The sequence below is a fragment of the Methylobacterium sp. 22177 genome (assembly GCF_052045615.1).
Classification (GTDB): Bacteria; Pseudomonadota; Alphaproteobacteria; order Rhizobiales; family Beijerinckiaceae; genus Methylobacterium; species Methylobacterium radiotolerans.
The window spans coordinates 1-370 of sequence record NZ_JBQEPK010000139.1; the positions used below are offsets into that span (position 1 = coordinate 1).

The 370-nt window shown below is 70.8% G+C and carries 1 pseudogene; it reads right to left on the reverse strand.

Annotation, left to right across the window (positions count from 1 at the left end):
* Window positions 1-223: 223 nt before the first annotated feature.
* A pseudogene (locus ACTJK8_RS32420) lies at window positions 224-370 on the reverse strand (ABC transporter substrate-binding protein); the annotation flags it as partial.

A 370-nucleotide genomic window follows, 5' to 3' on the forward strand; every position in this document is an offset into this window, starting at 1 on the left:
CGCGGGATGCGAAGCTCCCACAGGACCAGGGCCGGCAGCGTCGTGCGACCGGCGACGAGGTCCGCGAAGGCGGCGGGCACGTCGAAGGGCGCGTAGCCGATGGCGATGGAGGCGAGCGTCAGCGCGAGAGTGGTGAGCCCGAGGACGGCGATGACGGTTCGCCGGGCGCGCGGCATACCATGGCGACCGGAGGCCGTTGGACGGAGCGAGGTGACCGGCGCGTTCATGGCTGAGGCGCCTGCGTATTCGCTGTCTCGGCGAGGCGCGCCACCACCTCCGCGACCTGAGGACCGGGACAGGTCCACAAACGGTTCGGGATGTCGACCGTTCGATGCGCCCGCGCGAGAGCCCGAAAAACCGGATGGTGCAG